The organism is Arthrobacter monumenti (assembly GCF_054511255.1).
In genome coordinates this window covers 194,045-209,340 of the sequence record NZ_JBTNCY010000005.1, presented here as the reverse complement: position 1 = coordinate 209,340, position 15,296 = coordinate 194,045, and the positions used below count along the sequence as shown (strand labels likewise).

At 62.9% G+C, this 15,296-nt stretch carries 13 protein-coding genes; 11 read left to right on the top strand and 2 right to left on the bottom strand.

Annotation, left to right across the window (positions count from 1 at the left end):
* Positions 1 to 3: 3 nt before the first annotated feature.
* A complete protein-coding gene (locus ACX80B_RS09355) occupies positions 4 to 924 on the top strand; it encodes an alpha/beta hydrolase fold domain-containing protein (protein ID WP_459295374.1) in 921 nt (306 codons plus the stop codon).
* 103 nt (positions 925 to 1,027) lie between these two features.
* On the opposite strand, the gene rarD is transcribed toward ACX80B_RS09355, so the two are convergent.
* Positions 1,028 to 1,990 carry an EamA family transporter RarD gene (gene rarD, locus ACX80B_RS09350; RefSeq protein ID WP_459295574.1) on the bottom strand — a complete coding sequence of 321 codons (963 nt, stop codon included), beginning with the start codon at positions 1,988 to 1,990 and terminating at the stop codon, positions 1,028 to 1,030.
* Positions 1,991 to 2,167: 177 nt separating this feature from the next.
* Here rarD and ACX80B_RS09345 point away from each other — a divergent pair, with 177 nt between their 5' ends.
* From ACX80B_RS09345 to ACX80B_RS09300, 10 genes are all read left to right on the top strand, one after another.
* Entirely contained in the window at positions 2,168 to 3,547 is a 1,380-nt protein-coding gene (locus tag ACX80B_RS09345; RefSeq protein ID WP_459295372.1) for an FAD-dependent oxidoreductase, read from the top strand.
* A 189-nt stretch (positions 3,548 to 3,736) separates the two neighbouring features.
* Entirely contained in the window at positions 3,737 to 4,939 is a 1,203-nt protein-coding gene (locus ACX80B_RS09340) for a TerC family protein (RefSeq protein ID WP_459295370.1), read from the top strand.
* Positions 4,940 to 5,054: 115 nt separating this feature from the next.
* A complete protein-coding gene (locus ACX80B_RS09335) occupies positions 5,055 to 6,482 on the top strand; it encodes a transcriptional regulator (protein WP_459295368.1) in 1,428 nt (475 codons plus the stop codon).
* Between the two features lie 86 nt (positions 6,483 to 6,568).
* Positions 6,569 to 8,092, top strand: coding sequence for an acetaldehyde dehydrogenase ExaC (gene exaC, locus ACX80B_RS09330; protein ID WP_459295367.1), 1,524 nt, complete (start codon positions 6,569 to 6,571; stop codon positions 8,090 to 8,092).
* Entirely contained in the window at positions 8,093 to 8,491 is a 399-nt protein-coding gene (locus ACX80B_RS09325) for a DUF779 domain-containing protein (protein ID WP_459295365.1), read from the top strand.
* A 114-nt stretch (positions 8,492 to 8,605) separates the two neighbouring features.
* Complete coding sequence (locus tag ACX80B_RS09320; RefSeq protein WP_459295363.1) at positions 8,606 to 9,259, top strand: TetR family transcriptional regulator; 654 nt, start codon at positions 8,606 to 8,608, stop codon at positions 9,257 to 9,259.
* Positions 9,260 to 9,311: 52 nt separating this feature from the next.
* The gene (locus ACX80B_RS09315; RefSeq protein WP_459295361.1) at positions 9,312 to 11,840 is read left to right on the top strand and encodes an MMPL family transporter; all 2,529 of its coding nucleotides are present in this window, start codon (positions 9,312 to 9,314) and stop codon (positions 11,838 to 11,840) included.
* A 78-nt stretch (positions 11,841 to 11,918) separates the two neighbouring features.
* Complete coding sequence (locus ACX80B_RS09310) at positions 11,919 to 12,302, top strand: Fur family transcriptional regulator (RefSeq protein WP_459295359.1); 384 nt, start codon at positions 11,919 to 11,921, stop codon at positions 12,300 to 12,302.
* Positions 12,303 to 12,340: 38 nt separating this feature from the next.
* Complete coding sequence (locus tag ACX80B_RS09305; RefSeq protein ID WP_459295357.1) at positions 12,341 to 13,834, top strand: catalase; 1,494 nt, start codon at positions 12,341 to 12,343, stop codon at positions 13,832 to 13,834.
* 129 nt (positions 13,835 to 13,963) lie between these two features.
* Positions 13,964 to 14,344, top strand: a complete 381-nt coding sequence (locus ACX80B_RS09300) for an ankyrin repeat domain-containing protein (protein ID WP_459295355.1) — start codon at positions 13,964 to 13,966, stop codon at positions 14,342 to 14,344.
* An 89-nt stretch (positions 14,345 to 14,433) separates the two neighbouring features.
* Here ACX80B_RS09300 and ACX80B_RS09295 read toward each other — a convergent pair whose 3' ends face one another.
* Positions 14,434 to 15,177: an MBL fold metallo-hydrolase gene (locus ACX80B_RS09295; protein ID WP_459295353.1), complete on the bottom strand. Its 744-nt coding sequence runs from the start codon at positions 15,175 to 15,177 to the stop codon at positions 14,434 to 14,436.
* Positions 15,178 to 15,296: the final 119 nt, after the last annotated feature.

Genomic DNA, 15,296 nt, shown 5'->3' with positions numbered 1-15,296 from the left:
AGGATGAGCATCCCGATGAAGCTGGCGTGCGCTGCCGTGCGCCTGACGCGGACCAAACGGCACTACCGCTCCAAGGCGTGGATGCGGGCCGAATATCTGCAGCGCAATTACCCGGTTCCCGCGCCGGTAAGCCGTTCGGTGCGGAAGCTGTGCACAGTGGAGGAATCCATGGTGGACGGCTTCCGCACCGTGACGCTGCGGCCCAGGTCGGGAGCATCGAACGCCAGCATTATCTACCTTCACGGCGGCACCTACATCAACGAGCTGGTGCGCCCCCACTGGACGATTATCGCGGAACTTATCCGCCGCACCGGCGCCACCGTCACGGTTCCGTTCTATCCGCTCGCGCCCGAGCACACCTTCGAGGAGGCGTTTGAATATCTGGAAGCCGTCTACGAGCGGGTGCTCGAAACGGCGGCGGCCGACGACGTCGTACTAGCGGGGGATTCCGCCGGCGGTGGGCTGTCGGTTGGCATGGCGCTGCATTTCCAGGCGGCCGGTTTGCCGCGGCCCGGACGGCTGCTCCTGCTCTCGCCCTGGGCCGACATCACCGGCACCAACCCGGAACTGCCCGCCTACGAGAAGGTGGATCCGATGTTGGCCATCCCCGGCGCGGTCGAAGCCGGTTCCTGGTGGGCGGGGAAAGAAGATCCGCGGCATCCTCTCGTGAGTCCGGTCTACGCACCGGCGGCCGACCTGGCCCTGCTGCCTCCGGTGGATATCCACCAGGGTGGACGCGATATCTGCATGCCGGACGCGACCAAACTTGCCGTCAGGATCAACGACGCCGGCGGCACCGCGGCGCTGACCACCTATCCAAGAGGGTTCCATGTCTTCATGGCGCTGCCGTGGCTGCCCGAATCGAAGGTGGTGTACGACGACGTCGAACGCGTGGTGCGGGCATCCTCCGGAGACCGCTGCTAAAGGCCCGGATGCCGCTAAACGGGCGGGCGGCGCTGACGGCGGGATGCGCTGAACGGTTAGCGCCGCTGGACGACAGGGCGCCACGAAACGGAAGGGATGAGGGTCAGGCCGCTGTGCGGAGCTTCCGGTTGACCCCGTATTGGCGCAGCATGTCGGTGCTGAGGAAGATCAAGGCGACCCACACCAGCCCGAAACCGATCCACCGCTCCAACGGCATCCGCTCGCCGAGGACGGTGATCGCCAGAATGAACTGCATGGTTGGCGTCAGGTACTGCAGGAAGCCGACGGTGGCCAGCGGAAGCCGGCTCGCGGCGGCGCCGAACAGCAGCAGCGGAACTGCCGTGATGACCCCCGATGCGACCATTAACCAGAAGTGCGCGGAACCCTCGGTGCCCAACGTGGAGTCGCCGGCGATGGCCAGCCAGATCATCACCCCGCCGGCGAGTGGCGCGAGCACAGCAGTTTCCACGCTGAGGCTGGTGACGGCGTCGACCCGCCGCCCAACCTTTTTCTTGACGAAACCGTACGCGCCGAAGGAGAGCGCGAGCGTGAACGCGATGATGGGGAGGTTGCCATAGGCGATGGTGAGCACGACGACGGCGACACCACCAATTCCCACGGCTATCCACTGCAGCGGGCGCAGTTTTTCCTTCAGGACAATCACGCCGATCAGGACGGAAACCAGCGGGTTGATGAAATACCCCAGCGAGGTTTCAATCGCGTGCCCGCTGGTGACGCCGTAGACGTAGGTCAACCAGTTGGTGGCGATCAGCAGTGCCGCCACGGTCAGCGTACCAAGCACCTTCGGGCTGGACACGGCCATTCCGAACACGCGCCATGACTTGGTGAAGGTGATCAGCAGGGCACAGAAAATCAGCGACCACACCACCCGGTTGGCGACGATCTCGACCGGTCCGGCGGGTTCGAGCACCACGAAGTAGAGCGGCAACAGCCCCCAGAGGCCGTACGCGCCGAAACCAAAGATCAGGCCTTTGGCGCCCTCGCTGCGGGCAGGTTTGGTTCGGGAGGCGGCTACGCCGGCAGAGGTTGAGGACACACAGCTAATAACATCACCAACAGGGGCCGATATTCCATCCGGCGCCCGGTAAGGAACCTCACTTAGCGCTGGGGGCCTCCGGCATTTAGACTAGATAACTGTGCGCTAATTGTTTAGCTGCGGTGTGACACCGCCGCCGACCACGCGGCAGTGCACCTCACAAATTGTCTTTTGGAAGGACTGACTATGTCTCGCCCACTTCGGGTGGCCATCATTGGAGCAGGACCCGCCGGCGTTTACGCTGCGGATATTCTCACCAAGGCCGAGCGTGACTTCGAGGTCAGCATCGATCTGTTCGAACAGCATCCAGCCCCGTATGGTCTGATCCGCTACGGTGTTGCCCCTGACCATCCACGCATTAAAGGCATCGTCAACGCGCTGCACAAGGTTATGGACCGGGGCGATATTCGTTTCCTCGGCAATGTCACCTATGGCAAGGACCTGACCTTGTCGGACTTCCGCCATTTCTACGACGCCATCATTTTCTCCACCGGTGCAGTGAAGGATGCGGACCTCGACGTTCCCGGCGTCGGCTTGCCCGGCTCCTTCGGTGCCGCAGACTTTGTCTCCTGGTACGACGGACATCCCGACGTTTCCCGCGAGTGGCCGTTGGAAGCCAAGGACATTGCCATCATCGGCAACGGCAACGTGGCCCTCGACGTCGCGCGGGTTCTTTCCAAGCACCCCGAGGACATGCTCTCCACCGAGATCCCGGACAACGTCTATGCGGAACTGAAGAACTCGCCAGCAACCGATGTGCACGTCTTCGGCCGGCGCGGTCCTGCCCAGGTGAAGTTCACCCCGCTGGAGCTGCGCGAGCTCGGGCACGTCAAGGATGTGGACATCATCGTCTACCCCGAGGACTTCGATTTCGACGAGCAATCAATAAGCCAGATCAACTCCAACAATCAGTCGAAGAACATGGTCAAGACGTTGCAGAACTGGCTGCTCGACGAGCCCTCCGGCGCGTCGCGGCGCCTGCATCTGCACTTCTGGCATCAGCCGAAGGAGATCTACGGTGAGGGCAGGGTCGAGGGCATCCGCTTCGACCGAACCGAGCTGACCGCCGAGGGCCGCGTCACCACCACCGGCGGGGTAATGGATTACCCCGTGCAGGCCGTGTACCGGGCGGTGGGCTACTTCGGTTCGGCTCTGGAAGAGATCGAATTCGATCACCAGCGTGGCGTGGTCCCGAACGAGGGCGGCCGCGTACTCGACGTGCACGGCGAATCGGTCCCCGGCATCTACGCAACCGGCTGGATCAAGCGTGGACCCACAGGCCTGATCGGACACACCAAGGGTGACGCGCTGGAAACGATCGGCTACCTCCTCGAGGACCGGCTGGATCTTCCCGCTGCCGAGGAGCCGGAGGAGAGCGCGATTATCGACCTCCTTGAGGAGCGCGGCGTGGAATACACCACGTGGGAGGGATGGCTGCGGTTGGACGCCCACGAGCTGACCCTCGGATCCAAGTACGACTCCAACGGCGTCATCCGGGAGCGCATCAAGGTGGTTCCGCGTGAAGAGATGGTGACCATCTCCCGCGACTTCGGAACAGGTCAGTAGGCTTCCCGTTTCGGCGGGCGCCGGTCCGCCGGTAGTATGAGCAGTGCGTAGGGGAGTATCCCTCAGCGCTGCAACCGTCAACACGTAGGGCGATAACGCCGCACCGGTTGCAGCGGCCGGTGCACCGAAGGCGCCGGCGGAGAGACTTACGGCCTTGTCCGCTGTCCTGACGACGAAAGCCTGCCGAACATGACTGTTTCTCCCCTCATCTGGTCGTTGACCATCGCGCTGATCCTGGCGCTGTTGGCCTACGACTTCTTCTTCCACGTCCGCAAGGCCCATGTGCCGACGCTGAAGGAAGCCTCCATCTGGTCCGCGGTCTATGTCGGCATCGCGATCCTTTTCGGAATCGCCGTGCTGATATTCGGCGGCGGCACCATGGGTTCCGAATATTTCGCCGGTTACCTCACGGAAAAAGCCTTGTCGGTGGACAACCTGTTTGTCTTCCTGATCATCATGGCCAGCTTTAAGGTTCCCCGCGAGGACCAGCAGAAGGTGCTGCTGTTCGGCATCATCTTCGCCTTGATCACCCGTACCGGTTTCATCTTCCTGGGTGCGGCATTGATCAACAGCTTCGCGTGGGTCTTCTACTTCTTCGGGTTGATCCTGCTGATTACGGCAGGACATATGATCAAGCCCGAGAGCGAAGAGAGCCATGCGGGAGACAACTTCATGATCCGCATTGCCCGGAAGGTCTTCAAGACCACGGATTATTACGACGGGGATAAGCTCTTCACGATCGAAAACGGCAAGAAGGTCATGACGCCGATGCTGGTGGTCATGGTGGCCATCGGCGGGACCGATATCCTGTTCGCCCTCGACTCGATCCCGGCGATTTACGGTCTGACCCAGAATGTGTTCATCGTCTTTACAGCAACCGCATTCTCGTTGCTGGGCCTGCGCCAGCTCTACTTCCTGATCGACGGCATGCTGGACCGGCTGATCTACCTCTCCTACGGACTGGCAGCAATCCTGGCCTTTATTGGCGTCAAGCTGGTGCTGCACGCCCTGCACGAGAACACCGTGCCATTCATCAACGAAGGCCAGCCGGTCCCGGTTGTCGAAATCAGCACCGGTTTGTCCCTCAGCGTGATTGTCGGCATCCTCCTGCTGACGATCTTCGCCTCCCTTGTCAGCCCGGCTGGCAAGGCGCAAACGGCCGTGTCGAATGCCCGCCGCCATGCCGAGAACTACCTCGACCTCTCGTACACCACCGACCAGGCGGAGCGCGAGCGCATCTTCAACTCGCTGGTGGAGGAAGAGAAACTCATCGCGACAATGGATGTGAAGTACCGCAATAAGGTCAAGGACATCGAACATATCCGGGCCAGCGCCCGCGAGGCGCACCGTGTCCATGATGCTTATATGGCGGGCAACCTGAAAAAGGAGTAGCCCGGTGGGTGTCCGGTGCTGCCGGACACCCCCTGTAAAAATCCGCGTTCCGCGCTAAGCTGTGAGCCAGCCCACTACCCTCTGGTAGTGATGCGTGCGATGAAGCGGAGCAGCAGTGGACATATCACTTCCCGGAATGGCCGTCTCCCGGCTGCCGGACAGAACTGGTGCCGGACCGGCGTCGAATCCATGGCTTGCAGTTCCGGCCGGACTCAGCCCGGACACCGTTCAGCAGTACGCACATAAGGCCCACGAAAGACTTGGTTCCGGAATCCGCGGGGTCACCGGGCTTCGGAGCATTGTCCGCGATTCCTGGGAACGTTCGCTGAGCCACCATGCTGATCCGGATGCAGCGAGTCCGGAGCTGGTGTACGACGGCGGCGAGCTGGCCGAGTACCGTCAACAGCATCCGCTGGCCTCTATCATGCCGGTGATTCATCAGTTGCTGGTCTGCCCCACTTATGACAGCGGACTGTTGGTCGCCGTGGGCGATGAACACGGCCGATTGCTGTGGGTCGACGGCGACGAAGGCATGCGCCGCAAGGCCGAGGGAATGATGTTCGTAGCCGGGGCGGACTGGTCCGAAGCCAGGGTCGGCACCAGCGCGCCGGGTACGGCATTGGCTCTTGACCACGGCATTCAAATTTCCGGGGCGGAGCACTTCAACAGGATGGTCCATCCGTGGAGTTGCACTGCCGTTCCGTTGCATGATCCGGATTCCGGCGCGGTGCTCGGCGTCGTCGACATTACCGGCGGGGCCGAAGCAGTCGCGTCGCATACGCTCTCGCTGGTGGAAGCAACCGTCGCCGCGGCGCAGGCTCAACTGCGTGTTGAACGACTGCAGTCTGCTGCTGGACAGAGGACCGAACGGCCCGCGGGGAGGTCTGTCCAAAGCACGCCGTCCCGGTCCCGCGCTGGGTTCAATGGCGCACCGGCGGCACGGCTTTACCAGGACAGCCTGCAGGTGCTGGGCCGTGCCCAGGGGCGGATCAGTATCGGCGGAAGCACCGGAGACGTCTCCGCCCGGCATGCCGAAATCCTGACCTTGCTCGCCTGGCACCAGGACGGCCTCAGCTCGGAGGAATTGTCCGCGATGCTCTACCCGAAGGATAAGTCGACGACGACGCTCCGGGCGGAAATGGTGCGTCTGCGGAAGGTGCTCCAAAGGCTGGATCCGGCCGCCGTTCCCGAATCCCGCCCGTACCGGCTGCGCACACCGTTGGTGGTGGACGCCCGGCAGGTACTGAATTACCTGCACCGCGGATCGCACCGGATGGCCTTGCAAATCTACCGGGGACCCCTCATTCCGCGTTCCGATGCGCCGGCCATTGTGGAGCTGCGCCGCGAGATTAGTTCGGCGCTGCGGGAGGCGGTACTGAACGACGCCGGCCCTGAAGCGTTGATGGAGTATGCCCAGCTCCCGGAGGCGGCCGACGACGTCGTCGTCTGGGAAACGTGCCTGAAGCTTCTGCCCCCGCGCTCGCCAAAGCGGGCCGCCGTCGTCGCACATCTGGAAAGGATTGATGCTGAACTGCGGGCTTGACGCGTTGGGTTGCAACGTAGATGCAACCTTCGGGTCCCTAGGCTCAGGAGCGTGGACGATGACGTCACCAACCAGGAGGAAACGCAATGACCGTTTATGCACAGCCAGGCCAGGATGGATCCAAGATCACCTTCAAGCCGCGATACGAAAACTGGATCGGCGGCGAATGGGTGGCGCCGGTCGGCGGCGAGTACTTTGAGAATGTCTCGCCAGTGACGGGCAAGACTTTTACCGAGGTAGCGCGGAGCCAGGCGGCCGATATCGACCTGGCACTCGATGCCGCACACAAGGCGGCGCCGTCCTGGGGCAAGACCCCGGTGGCCGAGCGCGCACAGGTCCTGAACAAAATTGCCGACCGGATCGAAGAAAACCTGGAGCTGCTCGCGGTCGCCGAGACCTGGGACAACGGCAAGCCGATCCGTGAGTGCCTCGCGGCGGACCTGCCCCTCGCGGCAGACCATTACCGGTACTTCGCCGGCGCCATCCGCGCCCAGGAGGGCGGCCTGTCGCAGATTGACGACGACACGACGGCGTACCACTTCCACGAGCCGCTCGGCGTCGTCGGGCAGATCATTCCGTGGAACTTCCCGATCCTGATGGCCACCTGGAAGCTGGCTCCGGCGCTCGCGGCCGGCAACACCGTGGTACTGAAGCCAGCCGAGCAGACGCCGGTCTCGCTGCTGGTGCTGATGGAGCTGATCAGCGACCTCCTCCCGGCCGGCGTGCTGAACGTGGTCAATGGGTTTGGCGTGGAGGCGGGCAAGCCGCTCGCTTCCTCGAAGCGGATCCGCAAGATCGCCTTCACCGGTGAAACCACCACCGGCCGGCTGATCATGCAGTACGCCAGCCAGAACCTGATTCCGGTGACATTGGAACTCGGCGGCAAGAGCCCGAACCTCTTCTTCGCCGACATTGCCGAAGCCAACGACAACTTCTACGACAAGGCCTTGGAAGGGTTCGCGCTCTTCGCCTTCAACCAGGGTGAAGTCTGCACGTGTCCGTCGCGGGCGCTGGTGCAGGAGTCAATGTATGACTCGTTTATGGCGGATGCCGTTGCCCGGACCGAGAAGATGATCCAGGGCAACCCGCTGGACACCGACACCCAGGTCGGCGCACAGGCATCGAACGACCAGCTGGAGAAGATCCTCTCTTACATCGATATTGGCAAGCAGGAAGGGGCGAAGATCCTCACCGGCGGTGAGCGTGCCATCCTGGACGGCGACCTGTCCGGGGGCTTCTATGTCCAGCCGACCATCTTCGAGGGCCAGAACAACATGCGGATCTTCCAGGAGGAGATCTTCGGACCGGTGCTGGCGGTGACGAAATTCAGCGACTACGCGGATGCACTGCACATCGCCAACGACACCCTCTATGGTTTGGGCGCCGGTGTCTGGTCGCGGAATGGAAATGTTGCCTACCGCGCCGGCCGCGATATCCAGGCCGGCCGGGTCTGGGTGAACAACTACCACTCCTATCCCGCGCATGCGGCCTTTGGCGGCTACAAGTCATCGGGCATCGGCCGGGAGAACCACCAAATGATGCTCGAGCATTACCAGCAGACCAAGAACCTGCTGGTCAGCTACTCGGAAAACAAGTTGGGATTCTTCTAAATGACGCTTGAAGCGACGGCGGCCATCCCGGGGGAGGACTTCTCCCGGGTGGCCCTGACCGACGAAGCGGTACAGCTGCTCCAGCAGTTGTGGAAACGGCACGGTCCGTTGATGTTCCATCAGTCCGGTGGGTGTTGCGACGGGTCATCGCCGATGTGCTATCCGGCCGGTGAACTGCTGACCGGCGACTCGGACGTATTGCTGGGCAACTTTGATATCGGGAACGACGACGACGGCACGGGCCTGCCGATCGAGTTCTGGATGTCGCGTGAGCAGTTTGCCTACTGGAGCCACACCCACCTGACGGTCGACGTCGTCGACGGCCGCGGCGGCGGGTTCTCGCTTGAGGCGCCGGAAGGCAAACGGTTCCTGATTCGTTCCCGGTTGTTCGATATGTAAACGAAGGGTTTGCAAGCCACTGTTGGTTGACGAAGGGAGCGCCTATGGCGGCGTCGTGAAGATCACAACGCGATTAGTTGCGCAGAGTGCAAACTTGCACTTAGTGTAACTCGTATGTCCGTTTCTTATACCGACGACCCCGAAGGTGCCGTCCCGGAAGCCGGGGCGGCACCTTCCCTTCGTGAATTGAACAAGCAGGCCACCCGGAGTGCCATAGCGGAGTCGGCCATGAAGCTGGTCCGCAGCAAGGGCCCGGGAAATTTCACCGCTGATGAAGTTGCCGCCGACGCGGGCGTCTCCCGCCGCACGTTCTTCAACTACTTTCCCAGTCCCGAGTCGGCGCTCGCCGTCCATATCGAGGACTTCCTGGACAAGGTTCTGCCGCATTTCCATGCCCGCCCCGCAGGGGAGCCGCTGGTGGAATCGATGCTGCAGGCGCTGACGGCCCTGGCCGATCCCGCGAACCTCGAGCGGACGGCGGAACTGTTCGAATTGGCCGAAGAGAATCCGCAGATGCAACGGTTCCAGCTCGAAGCCTGGACGCATGCCGAGCGAAAAGTGGTTGCCGCCATCGAGGAACGGCTCAAGGGGGAGGCGAACGCCCTCTATGTGGCCTCCCTGGTCGGCTCGGTTTTCGCCAGCGCGCGTGCCGCCTTGTCCGAATGGCTGCAGCGCACCGGGGGCGACCTCGGCCCGGCATCGCTCGAATCGCTTCAACAGTTGCTCATCGATGCGCTCGGCTATCTCCGTAACGGGTTCAGCTCCTAAGCAACGCAAGTTCACCTGCACGTTTCAAGTTCCACCTGCAAGAAAGATACTGATGGCTTCCCTGCTCTATAGACTCGGCAAATTCTGCTACCGCAACCGGCGTTGGGTGATCGCAGTGTGGGTTGCCGCGGTCCTCGCCGTCGGGGGAGCCGCAGCGGCATTCTCCGGCACACTGACCAACAGCTTCAGCATTCCTGGAACAGAATCCCAGCGCGTGTTGAACCAGCTGGAAAAGGAACTGCCGGAGGCAACCGGCGGCAGCGGCAGCATCGTGTTCGACGCCGGGGACCAGCGCTTCAGCGGGGAGCAGAAGGATGCCATCAAGGAGGCGCTCGCCGAACTCGGCAGTGTTGCCGGGGTCGAATCCGTCGTCAAGCCGTTTGAGACCGAGCAGCAACTGAAGGACGCCGGCGCAGAAATCGCCGACGGCCGGGACCGGATCGAACAGGCCAAGGACGAGCTGGAAGCCGGGGCGGAGCAACTGCAGACCGCACAGGCTGAGCTCGACGCGGCGAAGGAACAGCTGCAGTCCGCGGCCGCGGCGGGAATTCCGGGCGCTGCGCAGCAACTTACCCAACTCGAAGAGTCCCAGGCACAACTCGACGCCGAGCGGGCAGAGTTGGAAACCGGCAGGGAGGAGATTGCGGCCAGTGAGGCCGAACTGGCAGAAGGGCAGGAGCAACTCGAACTGTCCGGCGGCATCCACTTCGTGTCCGACGACGGGTCGGTGGCGGTTGCCCGGGTCCAGTTCGACGAGGAGATCAACGCGGTCAGCGCCGAAACCCGGCAGCAGGTCCAGGATGTCGTCAACGCCGCCGAAGCCTCGGGGGTGCAGGTCGACTACAGCAAGGAAATCGTCCAGGACATCTCGGAGATTTTCGGAGCTGCCGAGATCATCGGTGTGGCGATGGCCGCCGTCGTACTTCTGGTCATGTTGGGGACGTTCGTGGCTGCGGGCCTTCCACTGCTGATGGCGGTAACCGGCGTGGCGGTGGGCGTGGGCGGTACGTTCGCATTGAGCGGGGTGATCGAGATGAGCTCGGTTTCGCCGATGCTGGCGCTGATGCTGGGCCTCGCCGTGGGAATCGATTACTCGCTGTTCATCGTCAACCGGCACCGGACGCAACTGCTGCACGGCATGCCGATGGGTGAATCGATCGGGCGGGCCACCGGAACGGCCGGCAACGCCGTTCTCTTCGCCGGTTTGACCGTGGTGATTGCGCTGGCGGCGCTGTCGGTTTCCGGCATCCCGTTCCTCGCAGTCATGGGACTTGCCGGGGCCGCCACCGTTGCGGTCGCCGTCGTCGTCGCCCTGACCCTGACACCGGCGCTGCTGGGCACGATCGGCAACCGGCTGATCTCCAAACGCGTCTGGGCCAAGGCCGGGTCGGGCGGCACCGAGCACGAGGATCAAGCCGAAGCGGAGCGGATCGATTCCGGCCGGGGCTGGGGTGACTTCGTCACGAAGCACCCGATTGTGATGCTGACTGTCAGCATCCTGGCGCTCGGTACGGTGGCGCTGCCGGCGATGGATTTGCGCGTGGGATTGCCCGACGGCGGTGCGGAGCCGGCCGACTCGACGGCCTACGCGGCGTACACGACACTTGGCCAGGCCTTCGGCGAGGGCATCAATGGTCCGCTGCTTGTGGTCGGTGAAATGCCATCCGGGCTGAGCGATGAGGAGACTGAGGAAGCGCGTTTCGACGTGGTTCGCGAGCTTAGGAGCATTGACAACGTCGCCGCTGCGGTACCGGCGGGAGCGAGCCAGGACGGCGGCACGGCGATTTTCCAGGTCATACCCACCGATGGTCCGTCCGACCCGTCCACTGAGGAGCTCGTCCACGAACTGCGGGATTCGGCTGGGGAAATCAACGCTGCCACCGGTGTCGAAATCGGTGTCACCGGGCAGACGGCCGTGAATATCGACGTCTCACAGAAGCTGTTGGACGCGTTGCCGCTGTACCTGGGCCTCGTCGTCGGACTGTCCCTGATCCTGCTGCTGCTGGTGTTCCGCTCCATCCTGGTACCGCTGCTGGCCACTGCGGGGTTCCTGCTCTCCCTGGCCGCGAGCTTCGGCGCCGTGGTGGCGATCTACCAGTGGGGCTGGCTGGGGGAGATCTTCGGGGTGCACAATCCCGGTCCCGTGCTCAGCTTCCTGCCCATCATCATGATCGGCGTCCTGTTCGGGCTGGCGATGGACTATCAGGTGTTCCTGGTGTCCGGGATGCGGGAGGCGTATGTCCATGGCGAGCCGGCGAGGCATGCCGTGCGGAGCGGATTCAGCCACGGAGCCCGGGTGGTGACGGCTGCGGCGATTATCATGACGTCGGTGTTCGCCGGCTTCATCTTCTCGCACCTGACGATGGTCCGGCCGATCGGCTTTGGCCTGGCCTTCGGTGTGCTGCTGGATGCCTTCGTGGTGCGGATGGTGATTGTGCCCGCCGCCATGCACCTGCTCGGCAAGTCCGCCTGGTGGCTGCCGCGCTGGCTGGACCGCGTGCTTCCGGATGTGGATGTGGAAGGTTCCAAGCTGGCAGAAGAAGCACCTGCCGGAACACCGGAACTGGCCCGACAAGCTTAACTTGAATAGTTCCAGAAAACCTGTTTGGCTTATGCCATGACGACTGTCGATGCTGCTGCACTCCTGAGGGGGGTACCCATGAGGGTAACCCGTCCCAGGATGGCTGTGCTGACGATGGTCGCGGATAATCCTCATTCGGATGCCGACACCATCGTGTCGACTGTCCGGCGCGACCTTGGGTCGGTGTCGATCCAGGGAGTGTACGACGTCCTGCACGCACTCACTGATGCAGGATTGTTGCGGCGCATCGAACCGGCCGGTTCACCGGCCCGGTTCGAGACCCGCGTAGGGGATAACCACCACCACCTGGTGTGTCGCACGTGCGGCGCCATCACCGACGTGGAATGCGCGGTGGGCAAGGCGCCCTGCCTCGATACTGCGGTCCCATCGGGGTTCGCAGTTGAGCAGGCCGAAGTGACATTCTGGGGCACCTGCCCAGGCTGTCTTGCGAACGACAATTAGGCACCCAACAATAAAATTGACCATCCAAGGAGCGAGTTTTGCCCGAAAACAATCAGCAACCTTTGACGACGGCGTCCGGCGCGCCGGTTCCCGATAACCAGAACTCCATGACGGCCGGTCCACGCGGCCCGATGCTGCTGCAGGATCTGTGGTTCCTGGAGAAGCTCGCCCACTTCGATCGCGAAGTTATTCCGGAGCGGCGTATGCACGCTAAAGGCTCGGGCGCATTCGGCACCTTCACGGTGACCAATGACATCAGCCAGTACACCGGCGCCAAGATCTTCTCGGAGGTCGGCAAGAAGACCGACATGTTTGCCCGCTTCTCCACTGTGGCCGGTGAGCGCGGTGCGGCTGACGCCGAACGCGACATCCGCGGCTTCGCGCTGAAGTTCTACACCGAGGAGGGCAACTGGGACCTGGTTGGCAACAACACCCCGGTGTTCTTCTTCCGCGACCCGTTGAAGTTCCCTGACCTCAACCACGCCGTCAAGCGCGACCCGCGCACCAACATGCGCGACGCCGAGAATAACTGGGACTTCTGGACCAACCTGCCGGAGGCGCTGCACCAGGTCACCATCGTGATGTCCGAACGCGGCATTCCGGCTTCCTACCGCCATATGCACGGTTTCGGTTCGCACACCTACAGCCTGATCAACGCCGAGGGCGAGCGGTTCTGGGTCAAGTTCCACCACCGCACGCAGCAGGGCATCAAGAACCTCACCGATGAAGAGGCAGCCAAGCTCGTAGGTGAGGACCGCGAGTCGCACCAGCGCGATCTCTTCGATTCGATCGAGAACGGTGACTTCCCCAAGTGGAAGCTCATGGTCCAGATCATGCCGGAGGCCGACGCCGAAAACTACCGGTTCCACCCCTTCGACCTCACCAAGGTCTGGTCCAAGAAGGACTACCCGTTGATCGAGGTCGGCGAATGGGAACTGAACCGCAACGCCGAAAACTATTTCGCCGACGTCGAGCAGGCTGCGTTTGCCCCGTCCAACCTGGTCCCGGGCATCAGTTACTCACCGGACAAGATGCTGCAGGGCCGGCTGTTCTCCTACGGTGATGCACAGCGTTACCGTCTCGGTGTGAACCATCACCAGATTCCAGTCAACGCACCGATTAACCGGGTGAACAGCTACCACCGCGATGGCGCGATGCGCGTGGACGGCAACCAGGGTGCGACGCCGGGCATCGAGCCGAACTCGTACGGCCGCTGGCAGGAGCAGCCCTCCTACCGCGAGCCGAGCCAGGCCATCGGTGCCACCGCCGACCGGTTCAACTACCGGGAGGACGATGACAACTACTTCGAACAGCCCGGCAACCTGTTCCGGAACATGTCCGCCGAGCAGCAGCAGGTTCTTTTCGAAAACACCGCCCGGGCCATCGACGGGGCCTCGCAGGCGACGATCGAGCGCCACATCCACAACTGCACGCAGGCTGATGCGGCGTACGGCGAGGGTGTCCGCAAGGCGATCGAGGCCCTGCAGGCCGGCAAGGTCTCGGCCACGGACGTGAACTCGGACGCAGTCTGATTCGACCCCGAAGTATGCCGCACAGGTGATCCACGAGTAATGGATCGCAGGACCGGCGTGGCGCAGGACTTCCTGTGCCACGCCGGTCTGTGCGTAGTGTCCCTGAACCAACCAGAAAGACTGACAGATATGAGCGACGGACTGACCCCGGAACAGACCGAACGGGTGGTGGCGGTGGCCATGGACTTTGCCCGGGAAGGCAGCACCGGCGAACTGGCCGAGTTCATCGAACACGGATTGCCCGTAAACACGACTGACGAGGCCGGTAATACCTTGCTCATGCTCGCTGCCTACCATGGGCATGCAGCTACGGTCCGCGCCCTGCTTGGTCTCGGTGCCGACCCGGACCTGCGCAACGACCGTGACCAGACGCCTATCGCTGGGGCTCTGTTCAAGGGAGCAGACGACGTCGTGTCCGTGCTGAGGGAAGCAGATGCGGATCTCGACGCTGGCACGCCGACCGCCCGGGCGGCGGCAACCATGTTCGGCCGGGAGCACCTACTGGACTGAGGTTTCAGTGATGGCGACGCATCGCCTTCGATCTGCGCTCGATCAGGTCAGCTCGATCAGGTCAGCTCGATCAGGTCAGCTCCATCAGCTCAGCTGGGACCGTTCAATTTCGCCATCCTCACCGCCGCTTCGGCGCCGCCAGTCCAGGGATCGCCATGTCCGGGCAAAAGCGTCGAGGCGCCCGTCGCCGCGATCAGGTCCAGCGACTCCAGCGCGACCTTGCTGTCCTCAGTGGCCGCGCCCGCGACGATGTGCGGACCACGCTTGCCGGTGTAGGGGTTCAGGGTCACCAGCGCGTCCCCGCAAATAACGGCGTCGCGCTCCGGGAAGTGCAGGATGGCATGCCCGGCGGTGTGGCCGGGAGTATGGATAATTTCCGGATTGCCCGGAAGGTAATCGGCCATGCCCATGTCGAGGTACCGCATGTCATCCAATCCCTTGACCTTCAGCGCGCCGGCTTTGGCCATGGCCAGCAGCATCGGAACGGCCTTCGGGTAGCGGACGGGGTACGTGAAGCGCGGCTTCTCGTGTTTGTAGCGGTACGGGTGCGCGGCGATGAAGGCGTCCGAGCGGTGCACCAGGACGGGCACGTTGTATTCGGACTGGATTTTTGCGGCCACACCCAGGTGGTCAAAGTGCGCATGGGTCAGCGCCAAATGGCTGACCTTGCCGGAATCGGCGCCAATCTCCGCGAGGGCGGATTTCAGCTCCGGCCAGATGGCGGGCAGGCCGGAATCGATAATCGCCACCCGGTTGCCGTCTTCAACAAGGTACACATTCACATAGGCGTTCTCGATGCGGTGGATCCCATCGGCAACATTTTTGGTAAACATCTGCAAACTCCGTCCCGGACACTCTGATGGCTCGAGTCGTGCCCGTGGGAGAATCGTGATCGGCCGCGGGCCAGCGGACTATATGGTAAGTGTACTGAGTGATCACCGGTGCGGACAGG